Source organism: Candidatus Cardinium sp. cBcalN2 (assembly GCF_022810445.1).
Lineage (GTDB): Bacteria > Bacteroidota > Bacteroidia > Cytophagales > Amoebophilaceae > Cardinium.
The window spans coordinates 1-3,579 of sequence record NZ_JAACGD010000076.1 but is presented as its reverse complement, the minus strand read 5'-3'; the positions used below and the strand labels follow the sequence as shown (position 1 = coordinate 3,579).

General features: G+C 34.8%; 3 protein-coding genes and 1 tRNA gene. 3 read left to right on the top strand and 1 reads right to left on the bottom strand.

The window, feature by feature from the left end; all coding sequences use genetic code 11:
• Positions 1-177: 177 nt before the first annotated feature.
• Positions 178-840 (bottom strand): hypothetical protein, encoded by a 663-nt coding sequence (locus MUW74_RS02275; RefSeq protein WP_243518493.1) that lies wholly within the window; start codon positions 838-840, stop codon positions 178-180.
• 268 nt (positions 841-1,108) lie between these two features.
• Between MUW74_RS02275 and MUW74_RS02270 the strand changes: the two genes are divergently transcribed.
• From MUW74_RS02270 to MUW74_RS02260, 3 genes are all read left to right on the top strand, one after another.
• Positions 1,109-1,182: transfer RNA gene (locus MUW74_RS02270), tRNA-Ile, on the top strand.
• 70 nt (positions 1,183-1,252) lie between these two features.
• On the top strand, positions 1,253-2,134 hold the full coding sequence (gene murI / locus MUW74_RS02265) for a glutamate racemase (protein WP_243518490.1): 882 nt from the start codon (positions 1,253-1,255) through the stop codon (positions 2,132-2,134).
• A gap of 248 nt (positions 2,135-2,382) precedes the next feature.
• Positions 2,383-3,300, top strand: coding sequence for an MlaD family protein (locus tag MUW74_RS02260; RefSeq protein WP_243553045.1), 918 nt, complete (start codon positions 2,383-2,385; stop codon positions 3,298-3,300).
• Positions 3,301-3,579: the final 279 nt, after the last annotated feature.

The following is a 3,579-nucleotide window of genomic DNA, read 5'->3' as shown; positions in this document are numbered from 1 at the left end:
AGCCCGCGCAGCGGGCGATTTCTGTTTTTCCTGCTGTAAACTGAGCTTTCAGCAGTTTTTCGCACAGGGCTTGATTTTTTGGTTACTTTTTTATCAAGAAAAAAGTAACAATAAAAATTCATTTTTTACCAGTGTCATGAACAGATACATCTCTTTAGGCAAATCGTACAAAAGCAACTAACAACCCGTATGTATAAAAGTAAAAACCCTTTTTCCCTCTTTAACGCACTGATTATGATACGTTGCAGCATATTTAGATCTTAGAATTTTATAATCTTGGATTTCACCTTTTTCTTTTTTATTTTTTAAGTTTCGTTTTAATAATTCTCTTACACCTAATTTACCCTCTACTCCTGTAGAAACAATCAATATAGCCTCTTTATAATCAATAGGATCTATAGCTAACCATTCTTCTAAAAATGATGGCGGTATACCACCCTCCTGATCATCATAGGCCCTGGACTTCATACCTATTTGGCTAGTTTTAGGAAATTTTTCTAGTGTCAAACAACCATAAAAGTTAGGCGTTAAAATCCAGTTAATTTGTTCTTTATTGGTATCGAGAATATTTTTTTCAGATGTTGGATAACAATCTGCTGCATGAAAACATGCCTGATGCTTGGCAACATGAAAACGCAACCTACTTAAACCTAACTTAGTAATAATACAATGATCTTCATTCAATTTATCTTCTGAATCATTAACCTCTGACCAAATGGGATGATTTTTCCTATCTTCCCTTTCTTCAGATTTATCAGGACAAGACGAGCCCAACAAACACAATGGAATAACTAACAATGACTTGACTAAGGGTGATAACAAGCATGTAAAATAACGCATAAGTAAATGGAAAATGTTTAAATTGCATGGGGCAAAATCAAAAAAGATAACTTGCAACGAAACTAAAATTAAATTTTAAGTCTAAAAAAAACAAGCTGCATACAAAGATAGGCTTTTCGCTTGTAACATTTCTCTTTTGCAAAGCTAATAGATGAAAATCTATATAAACTAGAAGATAGTCGCTGGTTTTTTAGAAAAAAAAACGTAACATTGTGAGGTATTGTTTACTTATCGACAAAATTTTCCTACAGCAGTAGGTTTTTTACAAGGGCCCATAGCTCAGTCGGTTAGAGCATCTGACTCATAATCAGCAGGTCCCAGGTTCAAGTCCTGGTGGGCCCACATTAGTTGTCTAGTTTTATTTAGACTACTTGCTTGTTCATATTAAGCCCTAATAGCCATCTTTTCTATTGTGTTGTCCTATACCCATGACGATGCTCCGATTGCCATTTATGACAGTGGTGTAGGTGGTTTGGCGATTGCTCAAGCAATCCAAGCATTGTTACCAAATGAATCCATCCATTACATTGCCGATACTAAAAACTTGCCTTATGGTGAAAAGTCATCCATAGCACTATGTGGCTATATCAGGCAAGTGGTTAACTTTTGTTTAAGCAAACGCTATAAACTCTTGGTAATTGCTTGTAACACTGCCACCGCTGCTGCAGATCATTTTTTGCCATCTTATCTTAAAAAGATAGGGCAAGCAATCGATACGATTAACGTTATTGATCCAGTAATCAACTACATCCATTCAGCAACTCATTATAAATATATAGGGCTTATAGGCACAAATTATACCGTAGCACATGGCATCTATCCAGAACGATTTCAAACAGCCGGCATCAAGCTTAGTGCGTTAGCTACTCCCCTACTGGTTCCTATGGTAGAAGCTTGTTTTAATGGTGGTAAGGTGGACCACCTGTTATTAGATCATTATCTCAACCAAATTATTGCGCCCCATTTAGATGCATTGATTCCAGCCTGTACCCATTATATATTTTTGAAAAAAGTACTAAAAAAAATTTTAAACACACGTTATGAAAAAAAGATTGAAGTCATAGATGTGGCAAAGCTTACCGCATTAGGGGTCCAACAGTTTCTCACTGCACGTAATCTGTTGAATAACACGAATCAAAAACCACCTGATTGTTTTATGGCAACCGCACTTACCTCAGCTTTTAAAAATGCTAGTAAAAAACTATTTGGACAAATACCTGTAGCCATTAACCTCATAGGCTATACCCAATCCGCCGTTAGACGCTTATCTAAGCGTAATGTCTTACCTCTCTGAGCCTGATTTGAAAAGAAAAAATGAACTTTTTTATTCATTTTTAAGACAATTTATAATCATATAATACTGCATTCCGCTTATTGGATACCTTAGCCTATTGTCTAGTGCTTCAAGCTAAACCTAGTTACGAGAACTATACTAATGATTAGCCATTAAAAAATAAATAACTATTAGCTGCAGGTATATTAAGTTATTTTGTAAATTGTGAACCATAGAATGGTTTTTTTATTTTATATCAGTAACCTCTATTGAAACATACAAAACGGACCAACATGCAAATAAAAAATAAGAACTATATGATAGGCTTATTGACCCTATCCTCGTTGGGAATTTTATATTATGGTTTTTTATTCCTTAAAGGTCACAATATATTTTCTAAATATAATGACTATCAAATTTTTTATCCTGTAAACAAAAACTTGTGTGTTTCTGCTCCTGTCAAACTAAAAGGCCACGTAGTAGGCATGGTTACAAAAGTAGAAATCAAGCCTAAGCAAAATTATGGTACATTGGTTACCATTCAGCTAGATAAACAATTTCCGCTGACCCACACTAGTAAGGTTATGTTGAATAATGCAGGTATGATGGAAGGAAATGCTTTGGAAATTGAGTTGAATAAAGGAAATCTCATCACTAGAAATGATATTATCACGGGCCAATTTCACCCAGATTTTAATGATATTGATATTAAGGCAATGACGGCACAGGTAGCCACTGTGACCCAGAATCTTATCAAGACTACTGAAGGTGTTAATGCCATTCTAGTTAACCTTGAAAAAACAAGTTATACCTTAAAAACTGCGGTCAAAGGGCTCGAGCAAAACATAGGCACCATTGCCAAACATATCATTGCTATTTCTTCTCCATTGGCGGATTCAAAAATAGGTATACCGGCTATGCTCCCTGTTATGCATGACCTAATTTTGGAAGTAAGGTCAATTCCTGTTCAAGAGATCTCCTGTAGGATTAACAATATGCTCAAAGATGTAGAAAAATTAATACGAACCACTTCTAGCGATGCTGGAACGCTTGGGTTATTTATGCATGATCCATCATTTTATCATAATATTAATTATGGTGTAGAGAATTTGAACAAATTAATTTTTGATCTAAAAAAGCGACCTTGGCGTTATGTACATTTTTCTTTATTTGGAAGAAAAAAATAAGAAAAAAGCATTGTTCTACCGCTAACGTATGCACTGTTGTATAACATATAGATTCAGCACCGTGGCTAGAGTTAGGCAAAAAAGAAAAAACGAGCATCTGTCGACCAAATTGGTAAAAAAGGCTTTTTTATATCACTTTTTACTTCATCAAAAAAGTCAAGACCTGAGTAAAAAATCGCTGAAAGTACCCTTTAGACTTGGAAAAACAGCATCCGACCTTTCTTCCTTTTCAATTATTTTTCTAATCAGCTCTAATAAGTGATTGCCGAAACTTTTTAC